Genomic DNA, 16,848 nt, shown 5'->3' with positions numbered 1-16,848 from the left:
GTTCCGGCATCGTGATGTCCCCGTCCTGCCCGATGATCTCGGCGAAGAAGGCGCGATGCGGATCGAGCTTTCCCTTGCCTTTGGGACGACCTTGGGGAGCGGCACAGGCACGGCCCGTGCGCCGGATCGAGAGCGCCCATCTGGCCCCTGTTGCTGGCGACAGCTTTAACCGCAACGCTGCCGCGCGCCCGCTTAACCCTACTTCAACCAACTTCTGAAACCGCAGCCGCAGCACGTCCGGCAAAGGTGCTGACATGATCCATCCTCCCAAACAGGATGAATCACAGATCAGGCTTCAACGGAATCCCAACGATTCAGGTTTTTGGCGGTACGCTTTAGTGGCCTTTCTTGGGAGATGATACTGTCCCGGAGGACATGGGAGGCGAAAGCCCGGGGCGCTACTCGACGTGGGTTGTCCGGAAACGTTTGCAATCCAAATTGGACTTGACCCGCTTTGGTGGAGAGCCTTTGGGCTCCAGCCCAATCAATTTCAAAGCCACAAGATGACGGTTTTGGTCAGTGCGACTGAGGAAAGGAAAACCAATGGAGATTTGTCGTGTCGGGTGGTGACACGCTGCCAATCCTTCAACCGACCGGGCATGATCTCCATACGGTTGCGTTGCCTGCATCTGAGCCTGGCCCAGACGTGCTTGGGCAGCAATTGCTTGAGAGAGCGGAAGCCGAATTTGCTCTGCATTCGCGATGCGGCGGTTCTGAGAAGATGGAAGCCGACAGTCATACCGTCTCGAAACCCGGCGTCTCTCTGCGCCACCGCAAGTCGGCAACCTACCCCATAACCACGGATCGTGGTGACAAGGTCGTTCGAGGCCAAGGGTGGCAAGCGGGCTTTCACGTCACAGCGTCCGGATTTTCAGCGGCACGTATCTCAGGAAAACCCGGCTTCACTCAGGCGGGCACGCAACTCCCCCATCTTGCCGGTCGCCTTGATTGGAATCCTGTCGATCTCCGAGATACGGATATCGGGCAGAACGGCGCGGCAGGCCCGGACTGTCTCCTTTGCCTGCTCGGTATGCCCGAGCGCGACATGACTCGCGGCCAGGATGAAATGCGCGCGATACCAGCCGGGCATGCGGTGAATGGAGCGTTCGGCCCATTCGATGGCGACTTCGTAGCGGCCGGCAATGTAGTGCGCGAGGGCAAGACCGGAAAAACGGAAAAAGATGCTCGGGTCTCTCGGGTTCATTCGGATCGCGATCTCCTGGTTGCGAATTGCCCTGTCGGTTCGTCCCGCCAGTGCGAGGGCCGTCCCGAGACTGCCATGGGCGACCGAACAATTGGGGTTCAGGTCCACGGCCCGTTCGAGCGCCGCGATCCCTTCGTCGAGCCGGTCCACCCCCAAGCAGGAGAGACCAAACGCCCAATGCGCATATTCGTTTCGGTCGCCGAGGCGGGTCGCCCGCCGGCTAAGCGCATAGGCGGCTTCCATCGCCTGCATCCTGTCCGGCGCGAACCCTATGATGGCCTGATGATGGTTGACGAGAGACAGGAGCAGGTTGGCCTCGCAACTTTCGGGATCGAGCGCCAGGGCCCGCTCCAGAAGCGTCTTGGCGGCAGCTAAGGCCTCCGGGGTAAAGTCGTAGAGCAGGCGCCACGATCGCATCGTCAGCTCCCAAACGGTCAGGTCCGGTCGGCTGAGGCGTTCCACCGGTTCCTCGATCGTGTTCAAATGTACGGCGGTCTGGATCGAGGCGACGACCTGCCGCGTGATCTCGTCCTGCAATTCGAACACGTCCTCGATCCGGCCGTCGTAACGTTCGGACCAGATATGGCCGCCGGTCAGGCCGTCGATCAGCTGTGCGGTGACGCGGACCTGATCGCCGCCCCGGCGCACGCTGCCCTCGAGAACGAAACGAACGCCAAGTTCTGTCGCCACTCGCCGGACATCGACGCTCTGGCCCTTGTAGGTGAAGGTCGTGTTTCGGGCGATGATGAAGAGCCATGGCGAGCGGGAGAGCGCGGTGATGATCTCCTCGGTAATCCCGTCGGAGAAATACTCCTGCGCGGGATCGCCAGACATGTTCTCGAAGGCCAGAACGGCAATCGACGGCTTGTCCGGGCGCGGCGGAAATTCCGTCGCCGGGTCGATCGGGACGGCGCCGGCGATCAACTTGCTGAGTTCAAGCTTGGAAGACACGCCAAGCTTGCGATAGATCGTGGCCAGATGGGTGCGGACGGTCGATGGGGCGAGGTGCAGGCGCTCGGCGATCTGCTGGTAGGTGGCACCTGCCGCATAGGAGCTGGCGATCTCGATCTCGCGGGGGCTGAGCATCTCGTCGGGCGACATGGGCGGAAACTGTCCTCGTTCGAACGGCCGATCATCCTGTTCCGGGCGCCGGCATCACGCAATAATGCAAATGCTGTAGCAGAATACTGCACGGCGCGATGACAATTTACTACACCTGCCTGATATCCATGGCGCGATCCCAAGAGCATCCTTCTGTCATGTTTGACAGGGGATACGCCAATGACAATCGAACAGACTGCGCGTGATTTTTTCGAAGCCTGCGAGACGGGTGGAGGTTGGGCCGCCTGCAAGGCCTGGTGCAAGGACTTCGCAAGCTTTTCCTGTCAGGCCGATGCGCTGGCCGAAACGGAAACCCTCGCCGAATATGCCGAATGGATGAAGGGTCTGCTGGTGCCGATCCCGGACGGACGCTACGAACTGACGGCTTTTGCGGCTGACGAGGATCGCGGGACGGTGGTCGCGTCGGCGGTGTTCCGCGGCACCCAGACGGGCGCGGGCGGGCCAGTGGCTGCCACGGGGCGCGCGGTTGCGTCGGACTATGCCTATGTCATAGCCTTTGAGGGCGACAGGATCAGCCACATGACCAAGATATGGAATGACGCTCAGGCGCTGCGTCAGCTCGGGTGGGCGTGATGGTGGGCACCACTGCGGCGCGCATTTCGGCGCCTACCAGGGCCGGCATCGGGTCAGCGCCTGGTTCGAACGAAAGCACGGAAGCTGGAAAGATGACCTACAGGATATCCTCCGTGACGGAAGTTGCCGACCGGCCCGCGCTCGACGCGTTGCTACTGGAATATTACGGCGTCATCCTGAAAAAACTCGCAGTGGCCGGCGGCCCGCCTCGCTACACACCGCAGGACCTGATCGCCTCTTTCTGGCCTAACCTGCATAGGGTTCTACCCCCGACCGGACGGCTCATCCTGGTGCATGACGAAAGTGACCGGCTCGTCGGGTGCGGCACGCTGCACCAGGCGCGTACCGGCGCGGGCGAGCTGAAACGCCTCTATGTCCGGCCCGAGGCCACCGGCCACCGGCTTGGACGCGCCATCGTCGATGCCCGGATCAACGCCGCGCGCGAAATGGGTTGGACAACCCTCCTCGTGAACGCGCTCCGGAACAATCGGGACATGCTGCGTATTTACGAAAGCATCGGGTTCCGGTTCATCGACCGCTATCCCGAATGCTCCGATCCGATCGAGGTCGATCCCTATTTCATCTACATGCAATACGATCTGGATTGATGCGTTTGCGAATCCACCACATTCGGAGAGGGCCGACGACTGCCAGTCTGCGATCCTCGAGATACCTGGGCAATGGACGGCCAGATTGAAGCCTGTCTTCGAATTAGGGCTGTAGGGATTGGTTCGAGAACCGTCGGAAATGTTCTTTGGTCGCGGTGCTTCTCTTCCCTGTGCGATCCGGTGCCGGCGCCTCAACATTCGGGGTTCCCGTACCACGCCTTGCAGAAAATCCGCTCAAGATCGCGATAGCCTGCACGACTGGTCGTCGAGGGGCGTCAGCCGGCGTTTCTGACAACTGATTGGTGCCTGGCGCATGATATTTCGGCGGACTGGAAAGAGCAGGCCATCTTGTTGGGCGTTGGCTGACAAAGCACGTCCCCATACCGGAAAGATGATTTCTGCGAACTGAAACGCTTGCGGATTAGGCCGGCGCTCGCGGCGAGTTTTTCAGTCGCTGTAGTCGTGCGCGGTGCAAAAAGCTTTGAAGTCACGAGATGGTACTCTGTCTGTCTCAGTGCTCTCGAAATTGTCCGGCCCCCATTTCCACGGGCCAAATCCATTTTGAGTCTCGGGAACCGGCGGACGCATGCCGTACGCCGTTCTATTGTTAAAGGTTCCTTTGCTCCGTCGTTCTTGAACTGCCGAAAACACCATTCTCGACGCTTTCCATTCCATGAAAGCTCGGCGATCCTGTGCGAGAATTGAAAAGGAAAGCCGACAATGAACGCTACATCTCCGATGCCGACCGCAGCCGAGATCGCGCAGCAGGAAGACGCCCTCGTCTTTTCCCATTTCGACGAGGAAACCGCCATTGCGCTCGGGTTGGCGCTCGTCTCAGAGGCGCGGACAATGGCGGCCCCGGTGGTGGTCGACATTCGCACACCGGACCGCACGCTCTTTCACGCCGCCTTGCCCGGGAGCGCGCCGGACAATGACCACTGGGCGCGGCGCAAGAGCAACGTTGTGCTGCGCAAACATCGCGCCTCGATGCTGGTCGGTCTTCAGTTCGCTGCCGCGGAAAAGACGGTCGGGGCCGATCTTGGGCTGGACCCGATGGACTATGCCGCGCATGGCGGCAGTTTTCCGATCCGCGTGGCCGGCACAGGCGTTGTCGGGGCCGTCACCGTCTCAGGGCTCGCCTCGGAGGACGATCACGCCATGATCGTCCGCGTCCTCGAAACGATGCTTGCCGGGTAGCGAGCGCCGCCTTGGCATCTGTTGGCAGGGGGCAGTAGCATCTGCCAGGTGTCTCGGACTCCCGGTTCGAAACCGAACGGGGCGGGCGTCGCGGAACTGCGGGCGCGGAGGTCGGGTTTTCACTGGCGTGCCGACGCTCCCGCGAGAGCGCCGGCACGTGCAGATCACAGTGTATTCCGGAAGGCCTGAACCGTCTCCCAGGCGATGGCCTGGAGTTTTGCGGCCGTCTCCTTGGACATGTCCGAACCGATCGGAACGTCGCCTCCGACAGGCGACTGGATGTAAAGCGTCGCGAAGAAGACGCAGGCTGCAAGATAGGTGCCTTCCAGCGAGGGATGCTTGCCGTCGACGAAATAGAGTTCGATCTCCGGATGCTCCTGCATCGCCCGCGCGAAAGCCAGCCCGACGGGCGCAACATATCCTCCTGTCTTCTCGGCGATCTCGACATAAGCCCTGGCCAGCGCCTCGGTCTGTTCGGGATTGGCCTTGCGGGCCCAGGTCATGAAATAGACCACGCTCGAACCGGCGTCGTGCGCGATCCGTGCCATCTCGGTTGCCGATTCCGTGAAATAGGCGCGCGCCTCGGGTTTTTGGTGGATCTGTTCTATGGAATTGCCCTGGAAGATCACCGCGTCCCAGTGCTTTTGCTCGTTCTGGAACCGGAGATTGGGCAAGTGCCAGCCGAGGCGGGCACTGGAAATGCTCAGGCCGCGATAGCTGTAGCCCTTCGCATTGTTGGGCAGAAGGGAGCGGGTCAGGTCACGCAGGCGCGTGTTCAGGTTGTTGTTGTAGTGCGTGTAGGAGTTTCCGTAGATCGCCACGACCTTGGCATCGCCGACGAAGGCGGCATTGGGTGCGGCGGCGGCGACCTCCTCGGAAATCACCGGGGCTGCCTGGCCGAACAGGCCGAACAGGGCAAGCGACGCAATCAGAAGCTTACGCATTTCATACTTCTCCGATTTCGTAGGGGAATGCCGAAAGGTGTGTCACGGTCCTTTAAAAACAAGGGCTTAGAAAGGAGAGTGTACACCGAAAGGTGTGTGAAGGTGTCCCCAATATGCACCCTTTTGCAGGGGCAATTGGCAAAAAACTGACAAAGATGGACAGGGCGTTCGCGCGTCTGCCTGCGCCTCGAGCCGATCGCGCAGCGTGACGGGCGCGACACCGGCCATGAGCACCTGCTCGCCGGCGCCAGTCTCTTCCGTCAGTGCGTTTTCTGCCCTCGCTCCGCCCGAAGCTTCGCCAGAATTTTCTTGTGCGACGGGGTCATTTCCTTGCCCTCGTTCTCGTCCACCCGGAGATAGATCTGCGTCAACTTCTCTTCCGGGGTCAAAGCGGCTTCCTTCGAGGGGGTTGACCCCTTCGAGCTCTGAGACGGGTTTTGCATCGTGCTTCCCTCCGTTGTTGTCGATTTCCGCGTAACCATCAAAAAGCCCCTTCTCTTTCAACTCGCGGAACACGGATGACGGCTTGTCGCCGATCGCGTCCACATAGGCCGGCGGGATAATCCGGCCAGAACTCACATAGCGCCCGATCATTCGCTTGTAAGCGTTCTCGCTCGTCACGGCCATATTCACGAGCCGGATCTCGTAGCCGGCCGCGCGCAACCGGCCGGCCAGTTTCTCGATCGACGCGGCCGAGCCGCCCACTTTCGGGATAACGACATTGTAGCCGCCGGCGAGCAATTCGGCCTCAACCAGCTTCGCGAGATCCGAGCTTTCCTCATGGACCGCGCCGGCGCCGATCCCCCCGTCAAATTCAGGGATCGTTTTCTTGATCTCGTCGCTGTCTAGGATTGCGGCGCCGCGGGCGACTGCGATCTCGTTTGCGATCGTGGACTTGCCGGCCGCGGGCGAGCCCAAAAGCAATGTAGCCTCGCGCCCGCCGGGCTGCAAGGGCTCCGGCTCGAGATCGAGTTCCCGCCAGGCGAGCGACTTGGCGTCCTCGACTTCGCCGTAAAGCGCAATCATCTTCGCCTCGGCGTCTGCTACCTGCTCCGGCGTTGACGCTGGACCCCGCGCAATCTCATAGAGCTTGTGGCCGCCGCGTTTTCCCTTGGCCTCGAGCATCCCCGGCGGCCAGAATTGGAACTCGCCAAGCGTGCCGTCGTCAAAGACAACCACCAATTTCTGATCGAAATATCCCTGCGGCGTCGTCGCCCAGCCCTCGTCTATCACCCGGTAACGGCGCGCCAACGTGGCGATGAAAGTTTCGGTGCCCTCGGGCAAAAAACTGACAAAACACCTTACGTCTCAAGTGAGATCGAAAGATTAAAAGCAGTAATATCAGTGTGTTATGGGCAAAATGCGGCACTCTTTTGGTGCCAAATGGCAGTCCGTAGGGGAATCGAACCCCTCTTTCCAGGTTGAAAACCTGGCGTCCTAACCGATAGACGAACGGACCATGCTCATCGGTGAGGCGCTATTTAGGAAACGGCGCAGGGGCGCGCAAGCGGTTTTTCGCTTCGGGGATGGATTATTTCCAAGCGGGGTTTTCGTCAGCCGCCGGAAGCCTCGGCGGCGTCTTCCAGCCGGAGCTGCGGGGAGCGGCGGCCGTTCCATTCGTTAACTTCCAGCCGGCCAGCAAGGTGGAACCGCGCGCCGCCATTCTGTTCCAGCCGTGGGCCGAGCGGCGTGTCATAGGCGCCGAAGGCGATCGCGTCCATATGGGCGCCCAGCCCGTCGCCGAAACTGACCTTCAGGTGGTTTTCGCCGACCCTCTTGGCAAAGCGGATCGCCATGTCGGGCAGTACGAAGCGCGGGGCAGGGGCAGAGGCGCCGAAAGGGCCGGCAGTTTCGAGCTTCTCGATCAACTCGACGCTCGCGGCGCCCGGCATCAGGAGCGAATCCACCTTGAGGTCACGCGGGCCGCCGGCATCGGCGCCTTGCCGGGCCAGAAGCTCGCTCAGCCGCTCCATGGTGGCGTCCAGCTTGTCCTCGGCAACGGTCAAACCAGCCGCCATCTTGTGGCCGCCGCCCTTGATCAGCAACCCCTCCTGCGCCACACGCTGGATCGAGGCGCCGAGATCGATGCCCGAGACCGACCGGCCCGAACCCTTACCCTCGCCATCCGACAGCCCGATCACGACGGAAGGGCGGTTGGTGGCCTCTTTCAAGCGAGAGGCGACGATGCCTACCACGCCCGGATGCCAGCCTTCGCCCGCGGCCCAGACGAGCGCGCCGTCGAGGCCGCGCGCCTCGGCCTGTTCCATCGCCTCCTCGGTGACCCGCTGTTCGATCTCGCGCCGCTCGCGGTTCAGGCGGTCGAGCTGCTCGGCCAGTGCCTGTGCCTCGGCGGGTTCGACCGTCGCCAGCAGGCGGGCGCCGAGATCGGCCTTGCCGATGCGGCCGCCGGCATTGATGCGCGGGCCGAGCAGGTAGCCGAGATGATAGGCGCGGGGCGCCTCGTTGAGACTGGCCACATCGGCCAGCGCCCGCAGGCCGACGCGGTTGCGCTGCGCCATGACCTTGAGCCCGGTGCGCACCAGCGCGCGATTGACCCCGATCAGAGGGGCCACGTCGGCGACGGTGGCCAGCGCCACGAGGTCCAGCAGCGCCATGAGGTCCGGCCCGGTGGCGCCTTTGGAACGCAGCTGCCGGTTTACCTCCACAAGCAGCAGGAAGACCACGCCAGCGGCACAGAGATGGGCCAGATCGCCGCTCTCATCCTGCCGGTTCGGGTTCACTACGGCGAGGGCAGCGGGCAGAGTCTCGCCGCCAAGATGGTGGTCGAGCACGATGACATCCGCGCCCTTGGCGGCGGCAAGCGCCTCGTGCGAGAGAGTGCCGCAATCGACGCAGACGATCAGGTCATGGGCCGCGGCAAGGCGGCTCATGGCGGGCGGGTTGGGGCCATAGCCCTCGTCGATGCGGTCGGGAATATAAAGCGTGGCCGGCCGGCCCATGTCGCGCAGCCAGGAGATCAGCAGCGCCGCCGACGATCCGCCATCCACGTCGTAATCGGCGAAAATGGCAATGCGCTCGCCGCGCTCGGCGGCGCGCAACACGCGCGTGGCGGCGGGTTCCATGTCCTTGAGCGAGAGCGGGTCGGGCAGCAGGTCGCGCAGGGTCGGCTCAAGGAAGCCCGCAGCCTCCTCGGCGGTAATGCCCCTGCGCACCAGCGTGTGGCACAGCGGCCCGGGAAGCCGGGTCGCCTGCGCCATGGCTTCGGCGCGGCGTTCCTGTTCGATGGACGGTCCGACCCATGTCCGGCCGGTGAGCGATTGCTCGACCCCGAGGAACGCCGCCATCCCGGATCAGACCGGGTTGGAGTAGGTGATGCGGCGGACGGAGCCCGTCTTGGAACGCATCAGCAGGGTTTCGCAGGTGAACCGGTGCGGCTCGCGCTTCACTCCCGGCAGCAGGTTGCCGTCAGTCACGCCGGTGGCGGCAAAGATCACGTCGCGCGTTACCATCTCGTCCCGGTTGTAGATCTTGTCGAGATCCTCGATGCCGGCCTTGTGGGCGCGGGCGACCTCGTCCTCGTTGCGGAAGGTGAGTCGGCCATACATCTGGCCGCCCATGCATTTGAGCGCCGCCGCGGCCAGAACGCCCTCGGGTGCCCCACCAGATCCCATATACATGTCGATTCCGGTCTTGTGCGGCTCGGCGCAGTGCATGACGCCGGCCACGTCGCCATCGGTAATCAGGCGGATCGCGGCGCCGGTGGCGCGGACCTCGGCGATCAGCTCCTCGTGGCGATCCCGAAGCAGGATGCACACGTTGATGGCGTTGGGCTCGCAGCCCTTGGCCTTGGCCAGCGCGTGAACGCGCTCGGTGGGCGTCATTTTCAGCGTCACGACGTCCTGCGGATAACCCGGTCCGATCGCCAGCTTGTCCATGTAGACGTCCGGCGCGTGCAGCATGGAGCCGCGGGGGCCCATGGCGACGACGGTCAGCGCATTGGGCATGTCGAGCGCGGTCAGCGTGGTGCCTTCGAGTGGATCGAGCGCGATGTCCACCTCGGGGCCTTCGCCATCGCCCACTTCCTCGCCGATATAGAGCATGGGAGCTTCGTCCCGCTCACCTTCGCCGATCACCACCACGCCCCGGATCTCGAGCTTGTTGAGCTCGCTGCGCATGGCGTTCACGGCTGCCTGGTCCGCGGCTTTCTCGTCGCCGTGGCCGATCAGGTGCGCCGAGGCCATGGCGGCCGCTTCGGAAACACGGGCCAGGGCAAGCGAGAGCATACGGTCGTGAAATTCGGGGGGATGGTGCATGAGATGTTTTTCCTGGGTCAGAATAGCGTAAATGGTTCTTCAATCGGCGTAGCGGTGCAGCGCTGGCCCACGCAAGCGGTGTTAGCGCCGAAGCGTCAAAATGGCCACAGCTTCCCTTCGGTACCGGCGGATTTCCCGCGTCTGGCGACCGCGCACGGATGGGCCGGGGATCCGGCAACCCACTGAGAAACCAACTTGCACAAGCGCCTGCGGTGTTCTATCGCCCGCGGGTCGTTTCTGCACGCGCCGCGCATAGGTGATCCAATGAGCTCCAGACCCTTCATCAGGCATGTCGTTTTCTTCAGCGCCAGGGACAAGAAAGATGTTCCGACAATCGTAGAGGGGTTGTCGCGGCTGGGAAACATCCCGCATTCGCAGAATTTCGACGTCAGCCATAACCGGCGCAAGGATGCGCTGTCGGATGATGTCGATGTGATCGTCTACGCGGAATTCGAGAGCGAAGAAGCGCTCGCCGCCTACAAGGCGCACCCGATCTACCAGGAATCCATCGATATCGTCCGCCCGCTGCGTGAGCTTCGCATCGCCGCGGATTTCTGAGGCGGCCGCGACTTGGATCGGCTGCAGGTCCTGTTCGATTGCGGACCGCTCGGCGCGCCCACGGCCTTTCGCGCGCCGGTCAAGCTGATCCGTGCCGATCAGCCGAAGCAGGTTTCCGGGGCGATGGAGGCGTTGAAACAGGCGCAGGAAGACGGGAAATGGCTGGCTGGCTACGCGTCCTACGAGCTGGGCTTCATATTCAGCCACAAGCTGCGCTGGCTTTTGCCGGAACTGCGCGACTGTCCCTTGTTGCTGTTCGGCGTTTTTGATGCGGTCGAGCCTTGGGTGCACGCGGAGGCAGCCGGTCAAGCGGATCTGAAGCGGCCAGAAGCCCTGTGGAGTTTCGAGCGTTACTCGGAGGCCTTCGATCAGCTTCAGGCCCATATCGCGGCGGGGGACCTCTACCAGGGCAACCTGACCTTCCCGATGCGCTCGGAATATCGGGGCGATCTGGAGGCGCTTTACCAGCAACTTCGCGTCCGCCAACCGGTCCGGCACGGCGCGCTGGTCGATCTGGGCGGGCCAGCGATCCTGTCGCGCTCGCCCGAGCTGTTCTTTCGCTGCGATGCCGAGGGACGGCTGACGACCCGACCGATGAAGGGCACGGCACCGCGCGGCGCAACGCCCGAGGAAGACGCGGCCAATGCCGAATGGCTGCGGACGTCCGAAAAGAACCAGGCCGAGAACCTGATGATCGTGGACCTGCTGCGCAACGATGTCAGCCGCATCTCCGAGATCGGCAGCGTCAAGGTCCCGGAACTGTTCGCGGTGGAGAGCTATGCCACGGTGCACCAGATGACGTCGCGGATTACTTCGCAGCTGCGCGAAGGGGTGGGCCTGCCGGAAATCCTCGCGGCGCTCTTTCCCTGCGGTTCGGTGACTGGCGCGCCCAAGATCATGGCCATGACCCTGTTGCGCAAGCTCGAAGAGATGGCCCGCAATGTCTATTGCGGTGCGGTGGGCTGGGTCGCGCCGGATGGCCGCATGGAGTTCAACGTCGCCATCCGCACCCTGACCTGCTGGTCCGACGGGCGGGTGGATCTCAATGTCGGCGGCGGCATCGTCCATGACAGCCGCGCCCGGGAGGGATATGACGAAGCGCTGCTGAAATCGCGCTTCGCCTGGCTTGATTAAAGGGTTTGGGGAAGTCCCGAACTGTTCTAGACCCGCTCGATCCGGATCGCCACCGGCTCTCCCAGAACCACGCCGGTCCCACCGAAGGCGGCGAGCGCGGCGTCGAGCGCATCCCGGCTGGTTTTATGGGTGACGATCACCACCGGGGCGGAGGCGCTGTCGTGCCGGGTCTGGCGCATGCGGTCGATGCTGATGCCGGCCTCGCCCAGAACCGTGGCGATCTTGGCCATCGCGCCGGGTCTGTCGTTCAGGATCATGCGAAGGTAATAGGGCGCCGGCGCCGTGGCGCGGGCAGGGCGTGCTTTCTCCAGCCCCGCGGCCGGCTGGCCGAACGTGGTCAGCCTGGTGCCGCGGGCGATCTCGATGATGTCGCTCATCACGGCGCTGGCGGTCGGGCCTTCGCCCGCACCCGCGCCGCGCATCACGATCTGGCCGACGCTGTCGCCTTCCAGCACGACCATGTTCGTGCCACCCTGCAATTGCCCGATCGGGCTGTCGGCGGGAACGAGGCAGGGCGACATGCGCTGCTCCAGCCCGCGCCCGGTCATCTGGGCCACACCCAGCAGCTTGATACGGTAGCCGAGGCTGGCCGCGGTGCGGATATCGTCGATCGAAAGCTTCTGGATGCCTTCCAGTTCGACCGCGTCGAAATCCACCTGGGTGCCAAAAGCAATGGCGGCCAGCAACGAAAGCTTGTGGCCTGCATCGATGCCGCCGACGTCAAGGTTCGGATCCGCCTCCAGGTAGCCAAGCGCATCCGCCTCGGCAAAGACCTTTTCATAGGGCAGGCCGGCATCCTCCATCCGGGTCAGGATGTAGTTGCAGGTGCCGTTCATGACCCCCATGACGCGGGTGATCTCGTTGCCGGCAAGCCCCTCGGTAAGCGCTTTGACCACGGGAATGCCACCCGCGACGGCGGCCTCGAAGCGGATCACGTGGCCCGCTTTCTCGGCGGCCTCGGCCAGTGCCTGCCCATGAACGGCCAGCATCGCCTTGTTCGCGGTTACCACGTCCTTGCCGGCGGCAATCGCGGCTTCGGTCGCGGCTTTGGCGGGGCCATCGCTGCCGCCCATCAGTTCGACGAACACATCGACATCGTCGCGGGTGGCCAGCGCCACGGGATCGTCTTCCCAGGCATAGCCCGAAATCGGCACGCCGCGATCCTTGTCCCGGTTGCGGGCCGAGACGGCGGAGATCTCGATGGGCCGGCCGGTCCGCGCGGCCAGAAGGTTGGCTTTCTGGCGGACGATCTTGATCACACCGGTGCCGACGGTGCCAAGTCCCGCAATGCCAAGGCGAAGGGGTTGGGTCATGCTCGATACTCCCGTGTGGTCAGGGTTTGGTGTCCGTTGCCGCATCGCGGCTTTGGCTGATTAGCCTGTTCAGCTTTCCTGTGCAACGCGTGCCGCTTCGGCGCGCAGCTCCGCCGCCCGTCGCAGCAGTTCTGCTCTTTCTTCTGGCGAAATTACAGGCCCGCTTGCCGCTTCAGCGCGCGCTTGAAGGGCGGCGGCGCGGGCGAGCATCTCGTCGCGTGTCTCGGTGTCGAGCAGGGCTTCGGATGCGGGTTCCAGCACCACGGCATTGTCCGTGAGCACCGGGCGGTCGGCCTGCCGGGCCTTGTCGGTTATCTTCGCGTCCAATTCCGGAAACTGGGCGCAGGCCGTTGGCAACAAAAACAGGCATATCATGACAAGCAGGGGGACAGGGCGCATCGCGGGCTCCGGTTACTCTGTGCGCAACCTATCCAAGCCGCCCCCTCGGGAGCAAGACACACAATGTCCTCTTGAATTGAACGCTCGTTCAATGGATGCTCGGCCAATGGCAAGAAAGACAGGCTCCCATGCCGAAATCACCGGCCCCAGGATCCGCGACGCGGCGCTGAGGCTTTTTGCGCGGCATGGCTACGCGGCTGTCTCCATGCGCCAGATCGCGGCCGAGGTCGGGGTGCAGGCCGGCGCGCTCTACGCCTATACGTCCGACAAGCAGGCGCTGCTTTTCGACCTGATGAAGGGGCATATGGAGCATCTTCTGGGGAGCTGGAAAGAGGTTGCCCGATCGGCCGATCCGGCCCAGCAGCTCGAAACCTTCGTCCGCTTCCATATTCGCTATCACCTCGACCGGCCGGACGAGGTGTTCATTTCCTACATGGAGCTTCGCAACCTTGAGCCGGAGAATTTCGTCGCGCTGGAATCCCTGCGGCGCCGGTACGAAGACGCTCTGCAGGACATTCTGACCGAGGGTTGCGCCGCCGGGCAATTCACCATCAGCGATACGCGTGTGGCGGTTATGGGGCTGATCGCCATGCTTACCGGCGTCAGCACCTGGTTCCGCGAAAGCGGCCGGTTGAGCCGGTCCGATGTCGAGCAGGTCTATTGGGACATGACCCGGCGCGCCGTCGGACTCGCCGGGTGAGGTTTTTCTGGCGCTGCCTTAATGGGCGGGGCGGATGAAGGTTCCGTTGCGCAGCTCGGCAAAGGCCTTGCGCAGCTCCTCCTGCGTGTTCATCACGATGGGCCCGTGCCACGCAACCGGCTCCCGGATAGGTGCACCCGCCACCAGCAGGAAGCGCACGCCTTCTGGGCCAGCCTGCACCACCACCTCGTCACCGCGTCCGAAGCGGATGATCGTCCGGTTTCCAGAGAGGTCGCGGATATTCACTTCCCGCCCCATGACTTCCTTTTCCAGCAACACGCCCTGCGGCGCGGCGGCGTCGGCAAAGGCGCCGGCGCCTTCGAAGACATAGGCAAAGGCCTGCCGGTAGGTGTCCACCGGGAAGGTCTTACGCACCCCGGCGGGCACGAAGATGTCGAGATATAGTGGATCGGCGGCGATTCCGTCCACCGGGCCGCGGCGGCCCCAGAAATCACCGATGATCACCTTTACCCGCGTTCCGTCGTCTTCGAGAATCTCCGGGATTTCGGTCGAGCCGACATCCTGGTAGCGGGGCGCGGTCATCTTCAACTGGCCCGGCAGGTTCGCCCAGAGCTGGAAGCCATGCATCTGGCCGGTCTCGTTGCCTGAGGGCATCTCCTGGTGCAGGATGCCCGACCCGGCAGTCATCCACTGCACGTCGCCCGCGCCGAGCGAGCCGGAATTGCCGAGGCTGTCGCCATGCTCGACCGTGCCTTTCAGCACATAGGTGATGGTTTCGATGCCGCGATGCGGGTGCCACGGGAAACCGGCGAGGAAATCTTCCGGCCGTTCGTTGCGAAAATCGTCGAACAGCAGGAACGGGTCCATGAGTTCCGGGTCCTGGAAACCAAAGGCACGGTGCAGCTTCACCCCGGCCCCTTCCATCGTGAGGGTTGCCCGGGACTTGTGGTCAATGGGTCTGAGGGACATTTGCGCTCTCCTTTCCCCAAAAGTAGCTTCGCGGGAGCCTTGTTACAATTCGCCGCGGACTCTCGGGTTCGCGGTGGCAATGTGCGTTTTCGAACATGAACCATTTCCCCTCGCGCTTCGGACAGTTGGCGGGTAATCAGGCGCCATGATCGAAAATGACTCCCCCTCCGAAGAGATCCTGGCCACCATCTCGGCATCGGCGCCTCGGCGCATCCTTGGCATTGCCGTGCTGTGCACGCTGGGAGCGGGCCTTGTATATCTCGGTATCGTCAAGCCGCCAGCCGTGCTGCACTGGCAGGTCTTCCTGATCGCCCTTGGGGGATTGACCCTTTTCCTGGCTGAAAAGCTGCGCCGGGCGACGGAGAATTCGCTGGTGCTGACGGCGGAAGAATTACGGGAAAGTACCGGCCGGGTGGTCGTGCGGGTCGAGGATGTGGTGGCGATCGAACGTGGCGCTTTCGCGATCAAGCCGTCGAACGGCTTCCTGCTCCGCCTCTCGGTGTCTTCTCCCGATGGCAACCACTGGGCGCCCGGGCTTTGGTGGCGGGTCGGCAAGCGGGTCGGTGTCGGCGGCATCACGGCGGCGGGGGAAACCAAGTCGGTGGCCGAGATCCTCTCGGCGCTGCTGCTTGCTCGCCAGACGGGACAATCGCCCGACGCGCCGTAGAGTGCCCCCGGGAATGGACGCCCGCCACGGGGCGACCGACGCGCCCCGGTTCAGTTGTTGTAGCAGTGTTCGACGCTGTCGTTCGACTTGGTGTATTTCATCTGCCCGGACATGCGCGGGGCGGTGAAGACGATGTTCTCGAAAACCTGCGGATCCAGCCCGACATCGAAGGCGGGGCTATAGGCCATGAAGGTCTCGGCGACGATCAGTTCGTCGCCCAGCGGGAAGATTGGCACCTGGCTGGCACGGGCCTGCAGATCGGCCGTGGTCAGTATGGCGCGACCTTCGCTGGCCTTCGACCAGCAGACTTCCAGCACGCGCTCGGAGTCGTCTTCGCATTTATCGGTACATTCGATGATCGTCAGGCGCAGGTGGGTCTCGTAATCGCCATAGGTCAGGTAGTCATAGATATCGTCCATGCCTTTGAAATAGGCCTCGTCGATCCCGTCGGCCTCGCGGCTGATCATGTCGGCAATGGTGTAGGTCGCCTTGAGGTTGACGTTCTGCATCCGGAACGCGTCGAACCAGACGAAGGAGCCGACATAGACCGCGCAGAGCAACGGCATGATGATGGCGGCTTCGACCGAGAGCGAGCCGTCGGTCCGGTCACGGAGCTGACGAAGCGCGTGGAGGGTGGGGCGGAAAATGCGGTCGGACATGGTGCAGCGTTCCTCCCTTATCCCGGTTCGTTAACAAAAGCGGATTGGGTCATCAGCGCGTAGTGATCGTCATCGACTCGCGGAAGCCTCAGACCCAGACCGGTCAACGGGAAGAACGGCTCCTGCAATGCGCAGACCTGAACCAGCATCATCTCGTGCTGGACGCCCAGTTCGAAGGTGACAGCAGGCTGGATGGTGGCGGTCTTGTCGACACACAGCGAGGCGCCAGGCGTGATGGTCCAACTGCTCTCATCGACCGCGCTGAGATTGAGCCGCAGATTCTCGTTGCAATTTGGCAGGATCAGCGCCTCGTTGCAGATATTGGTCTTTACCTCGTCATAGGTCGGATCGTCCCATTCGCCGATGCGCAGCGCGCGCACGACGATGTCGGTGGCGCGGTCCAGCATCACCTGGCGGACCATCAGCAAGCCGATCTCGAAGGCATTCATGAAAAGGACCATGAAGATCGGGAACAGGATGACGAACTCGATGGTCGCGTTTCCGTCCTCCCTGTGCAGGCGTCCGCGCCAAGGGCGCAATATCGAACCTGTTCTCCCACTCATTCC

General features: G+C 63.0%; 17 protein-coding genes, 1 tRNA gene and 1 pseudogene. 7 read left to right on the top strand and 12 right to left on the bottom strand.

From position 1 onward, the window contains the following. Together BLR85_RS16880 and BLR85_RS16870 are read right to left on the bottom strand one after the other, a co-directional pair. Positions 1 to 256, bottom strand: a pseudogene (locus tag BLR85_RS16880) (transposase); the annotation flags it as partial. Between the two features lie 630 nt (positions 257 to 886). After that, positions 887 to 2,305 (bottom strand): LuxR C-terminal-related transcriptional regulator, encoded by a 1,419-nt coding sequence (locus BLR85_RS16870; RefSeq protein ID WP_093158830.1) that lies wholly within the window; start codon positions 2,303 to 2,305, stop codon positions 887 to 889. Positions 2,306 to 2,485: 180 nt separating this feature from the next. Here BLR85_RS16870 and BLR85_RS16865 point away from each other — a divergent pair, with 180 nt between their 5' ends. From BLR85_RS16865 to BLR85_RS16855, 3 genes are all read left to right on the top strand, one after another. Continuing rightward, on the top strand, positions 2,486 to 2,899 hold the full coding sequence (locus BLR85_RS16865) for an ester cyclase (protein WP_093158826.1): 414 nt from the start codon (positions 2,486 to 2,488) through the stop codon (positions 2,897 to 2,899). A gap of 92 nt (positions 2,900 to 2,991) precedes the next feature. After that, entirely contained in the window at positions 2,992 to 3,507 is a 516-nt protein-coding gene (locus BLR85_RS16860) for a GNAT family N-acetyltransferase (protein ID WP_170844608.1), read from the top strand. A gap of 720 nt (positions 3,508 to 4,227) precedes the next feature. Further along, positions 4,228 to 4,704 carry a heme-degrading domain-containing protein gene (locus BLR85_RS16855; RefSeq protein ID WP_093158818.1) on the top strand — a complete coding sequence of 159 codons (477 nt, stop codon included), beginning with the start codon at positions 4,228 to 4,230 and terminating at the stop codon, positions 4,702 to 4,704. A 164-nt stretch (positions 4,705 to 4,868) separates the two neighbouring features. On the opposite strand, the gene BLR85_RS16850 is transcribed toward BLR85_RS16855, so the two are convergent. From BLR85_RS16850 to glpX, 5 genes are all read right to left on the bottom strand, one after another. After that, entirely contained in the window at positions 4,869 to 5,648 is a 780-nt protein-coding gene (locus tag BLR85_RS16850) for an SGNH/GDSL hydrolase family protein (RefSeq protein WP_093158814.1), read from the bottom strand. 66 nt (positions 5,649 to 5,714) lie between these two features. Then, on the bottom strand, positions 5,715 to 6,932 hold the full coding sequence (locus BLR85_RS16845) for a zeta toxin family protein (RefSeq protein WP_093158809.1): 1,218 nt from the start codon (positions 6,930 to 6,932) through the stop codon (positions 5,715 to 5,717). A 100-nt stretch (positions 6,933 to 7,032) separates the two neighbouring features. Beyond that, positions 7,033 to 7,107 (bottom strand) — tRNA-Glu (locus BLR85_RS16840). A gap of 94 nt (positions 7,108 to 7,201) precedes the next feature. Further along, entirely contained in the window at positions 7,202 to 8,953 is a 1,752-nt protein-coding gene (gene recJ / locus BLR85_RS16835) for a single-stranded-DNA-specific exonuclease RecJ (protein WP_093158804.1), read from the bottom strand. Positions 8,954 to 8,959: 6 nt separating this feature from the next. After that, complete coding sequence (gene glpX, locus BLR85_RS16830; RefSeq protein WP_093158801.1) at positions 8,960 to 9,922, bottom strand: class II fructose-bisphosphatase; 963 nt, start codon at positions 9,920 to 9,922, stop codon at positions 8,960 to 8,962. Between the two features lie 264 nt (positions 9,923 to 10,186). On the opposite strand from glpX, the gene BLR85_RS16825 reads away from it, so the two are divergent. Together BLR85_RS16825 and BLR85_RS16820 are read left to right on the top strand one after the other, a co-directional pair. Further along, positions 10,187 to 10,480, top strand: a complete 294-nt coding sequence (locus BLR85_RS16825) for a Dabb family protein (protein ID WP_093158796.1) — start codon at positions 10,187 to 10,189, stop codon at positions 10,478 to 10,480. A gap of 21 nt (positions 10,481 to 10,501) precedes the next feature. Further along, on the top strand, positions 10,502 to 11,614 hold the full coding sequence (locus BLR85_RS16820) for an aminodeoxychorismate synthase component I (protein ID WP_212635098.1): 1,113 nt from the start codon (positions 10,502 to 10,504) through the stop codon (positions 11,612 to 11,614). Between the two features lie 26 nt (positions 11,615 to 11,640). Here BLR85_RS16820 and BLR85_RS16815 read toward each other — a convergent pair whose 3' ends face one another. Together BLR85_RS16815 and BLR85_RS16810 are read right to left on the bottom strand one after the other, a co-directional pair. After that, the gene (locus BLR85_RS16815) at positions 11,641 to 12,927 is read right to left on the bottom strand and encodes a homoserine dehydrogenase (protein WP_093158787.1); all 1,287 of its coding nucleotides are present in this window, start codon (positions 12,925 to 12,927) and stop codon (positions 11,641 to 11,643) included. A 69-nt stretch (positions 12,928 to 12,996) separates the two neighbouring features. Then, positions 12,997 to 13,326: a hypothetical protein gene (locus BLR85_RS16810; RefSeq protein WP_093158782.1), complete on the bottom strand. Its 330-nt coding sequence runs from the start codon at positions 13,324 to 13,326 to the stop codon at positions 12,997 to 12,999. Positions 13,327 to 13,432: 106 nt separating this feature from the next. Between BLR85_RS16810 and BLR85_RS16805 the strand changes: the two genes are divergently transcribed. Beyond that, on the top strand, positions 13,433 to 14,026 hold the full coding sequence (locus BLR85_RS16805) for a TetR/AcrR family transcriptional regulator (protein ID WP_093158778.1): 594 nt from the start codon (positions 13,433 to 13,435) through the stop codon (positions 14,024 to 14,026). An 18-nt stretch (positions 14,027 to 14,044) separates the two neighbouring features. Here the strand turns inward: BLR85_RS16805 and BLR85_RS16800 are convergent, their stop codons facing one another. Next, positions 14,045 to 14,956: a pirin family protein gene (locus BLR85_RS16800; RefSeq protein ID WP_093158774.1), complete on the bottom strand. Its 912-nt coding sequence runs from the start codon at positions 14,954 to 14,956 to the stop codon at positions 14,045 to 14,047. A gap of 145 nt (positions 14,957 to 15,101) precedes the next feature. Between BLR85_RS16800 and BLR85_RS16795 the strand changes: the two genes are divergently transcribed. After that, positions 15,102 to 15,623: a hypothetical protein gene (locus BLR85_RS16795; protein WP_093158769.1), complete on the top strand. Its 522-nt coding sequence runs from the start codon at positions 15,102 to 15,104 to the stop codon at positions 15,621 to 15,623. 50 nt (positions 15,624 to 15,673) lie between these two features. On the opposite strand, the gene BLR85_RS16790 is transcribed toward BLR85_RS16795, so the two are convergent. Beyond that, a complete protein-coding gene (locus BLR85_RS16790) occupies positions 15,674 to 16,282 on the bottom strand; it encodes a TadE/TadG family type IV pilus assembly protein (protein ID WP_093158764.1) in 609 nt (202 codons plus the stop codon). A gap of 17 nt (positions 16,283 to 16,299) precedes the next feature. Beyond that, positions 16,300 to 16,845 carry a TadE/TadG family type IV pilus assembly protein gene (locus BLR85_RS16785; protein WP_093158760.1) on the bottom strand — a complete coding sequence of 182 codons (546 nt, stop codon included), beginning with the start codon at positions 16,843 to 16,845 and terminating at the stop codon, positions 16,300 to 16,302. Positions 16,846 to 16,848: the final 3 nt, after the last annotated feature.

The sequence above is a fragment of the Aliiruegeria lutimaris genome, from assembly GCF_900099935.1.
In the GTDB taxonomy this organism is placed as follows: Bacteria; Pseudomonadota; Alphaproteobacteria; order Rhodobacterales; family Rhodobacteraceae; genus Tropicimonas; species Tropicimonas lutimaris.
Note: the sequence above shows the minus strand (reverse complement) of the source record. Positions and strands in the feature narration are given on the sequence as shown.

What these genes read in the sequence shown, in the direction of transcription:
- BLR85_RS16810 (WP_093158782.1), bottom strand. Translation starts at nt 13,326, where the DNA reads ATGCGCCCTGTCCCCCTGCTTGTCATGATATGCCTGTTTTTGTTGCCA.
- BLR85_RS16825 (WP_093158796.1), top strand. Translation starts at nt 10,187, where the DNA reads ATGAGCTCCAGACCCTTCATCAGGCATGTCGTTTTCTTCAGCGCCAGG.
- BLR85_RS16870 (WP_093158830.1), bottom strand. Translation starts at nt 2,305, where the DNA reads ATGTCGCCCGACGAGATGCTCAGCCCCCGCGAGATCGAGATCGCCAGC.
- BLR85_RS16805 (WP_093158778.1), top strand. Translation starts at nt 13,433, where the DNA reads ATGGCAAGAAAGACAGGCTCCCATGCCGAAATCACCGGCCCCAGGATC.
- BLR85_RS16785 (WP_093158760.1), bottom strand. Translation starts at nt 16,845, where the DNA reads ATGAGTGGGAGAACAGGTTCGATATTGCGCCCTTGGCGCGGACGCCTG.
- BLR85_RS16800 (WP_093158774.1), bottom strand. Translation starts at nt 14,956, where the DNA reads ATGTCCCTCAGACCCATTGACCACAAGTCCCGGGCAACCCTCACGATG.
- recJ (WP_093158804.1), bottom strand. Translation starts at nt 8,953, where the DNA reads ATGGCGGCGTTCCTCGGGGTCGAGCAATCGCTCACCGGCCGGACATGG.
- BLR85_RS16795 (WP_093158769.1), top strand. Translation starts at nt 15,102, where the DNA reads ATGATCGAAAATGACTCCCCCTCCGAAGAGATCCTGGCCACCATCTCG.
- BLR85_RS16860 (WP_170844608.1), top strand. Translation starts at nt 2,992, where the DNA reads ATGACCTACAGGATATCCTCCGTGACGGAAGTTGCCGACCGGCCCGCG.
- BLR85_RS16790 (WP_093158764.1), bottom strand. Translation starts at nt 16,282, where the DNA reads ATGTCCGACCGCATTTTCCGCCCCACCCTCCACGCGCTTCGTCAGCTC.
- BLR85_RS16855 (WP_093158818.1), top strand. Translation starts at nt 4,228, where the DNA reads ATGAACGCTACATCTCCGATGCCGACCGCAGCCGAGATCGCGCAGCAG.
- BLR85_RS16850 (WP_093158814.1), bottom strand. Translation starts at nt 5,648, where the DNA reads ATGCGTAAGCTTCTGATTGCGTCGCTTGCCCTGTTCGGCCTGTTCGGC.
- glpX (WP_093158801.1), bottom strand. Translation starts at nt 9,922, where the DNA reads ATGCACCATCCCCCCGAATTTCACGACCGTATGCTCTCGCTTGCCCTG.
- BLR85_RS16815 (WP_093158787.1), bottom strand. Translation starts at nt 12,927, where the DNA reads ATGACCCAACCCCTTCGCCTTGGCATTGCGGGACTTGGCACCGTCGGC.
- BLR85_RS16865 (WP_093158826.1), top strand. Translation starts at nt 2,486, where the DNA reads ATGACAATCGAACAGACTGCGCGTGATTTTTTCGAAGCCTGCGAGACG.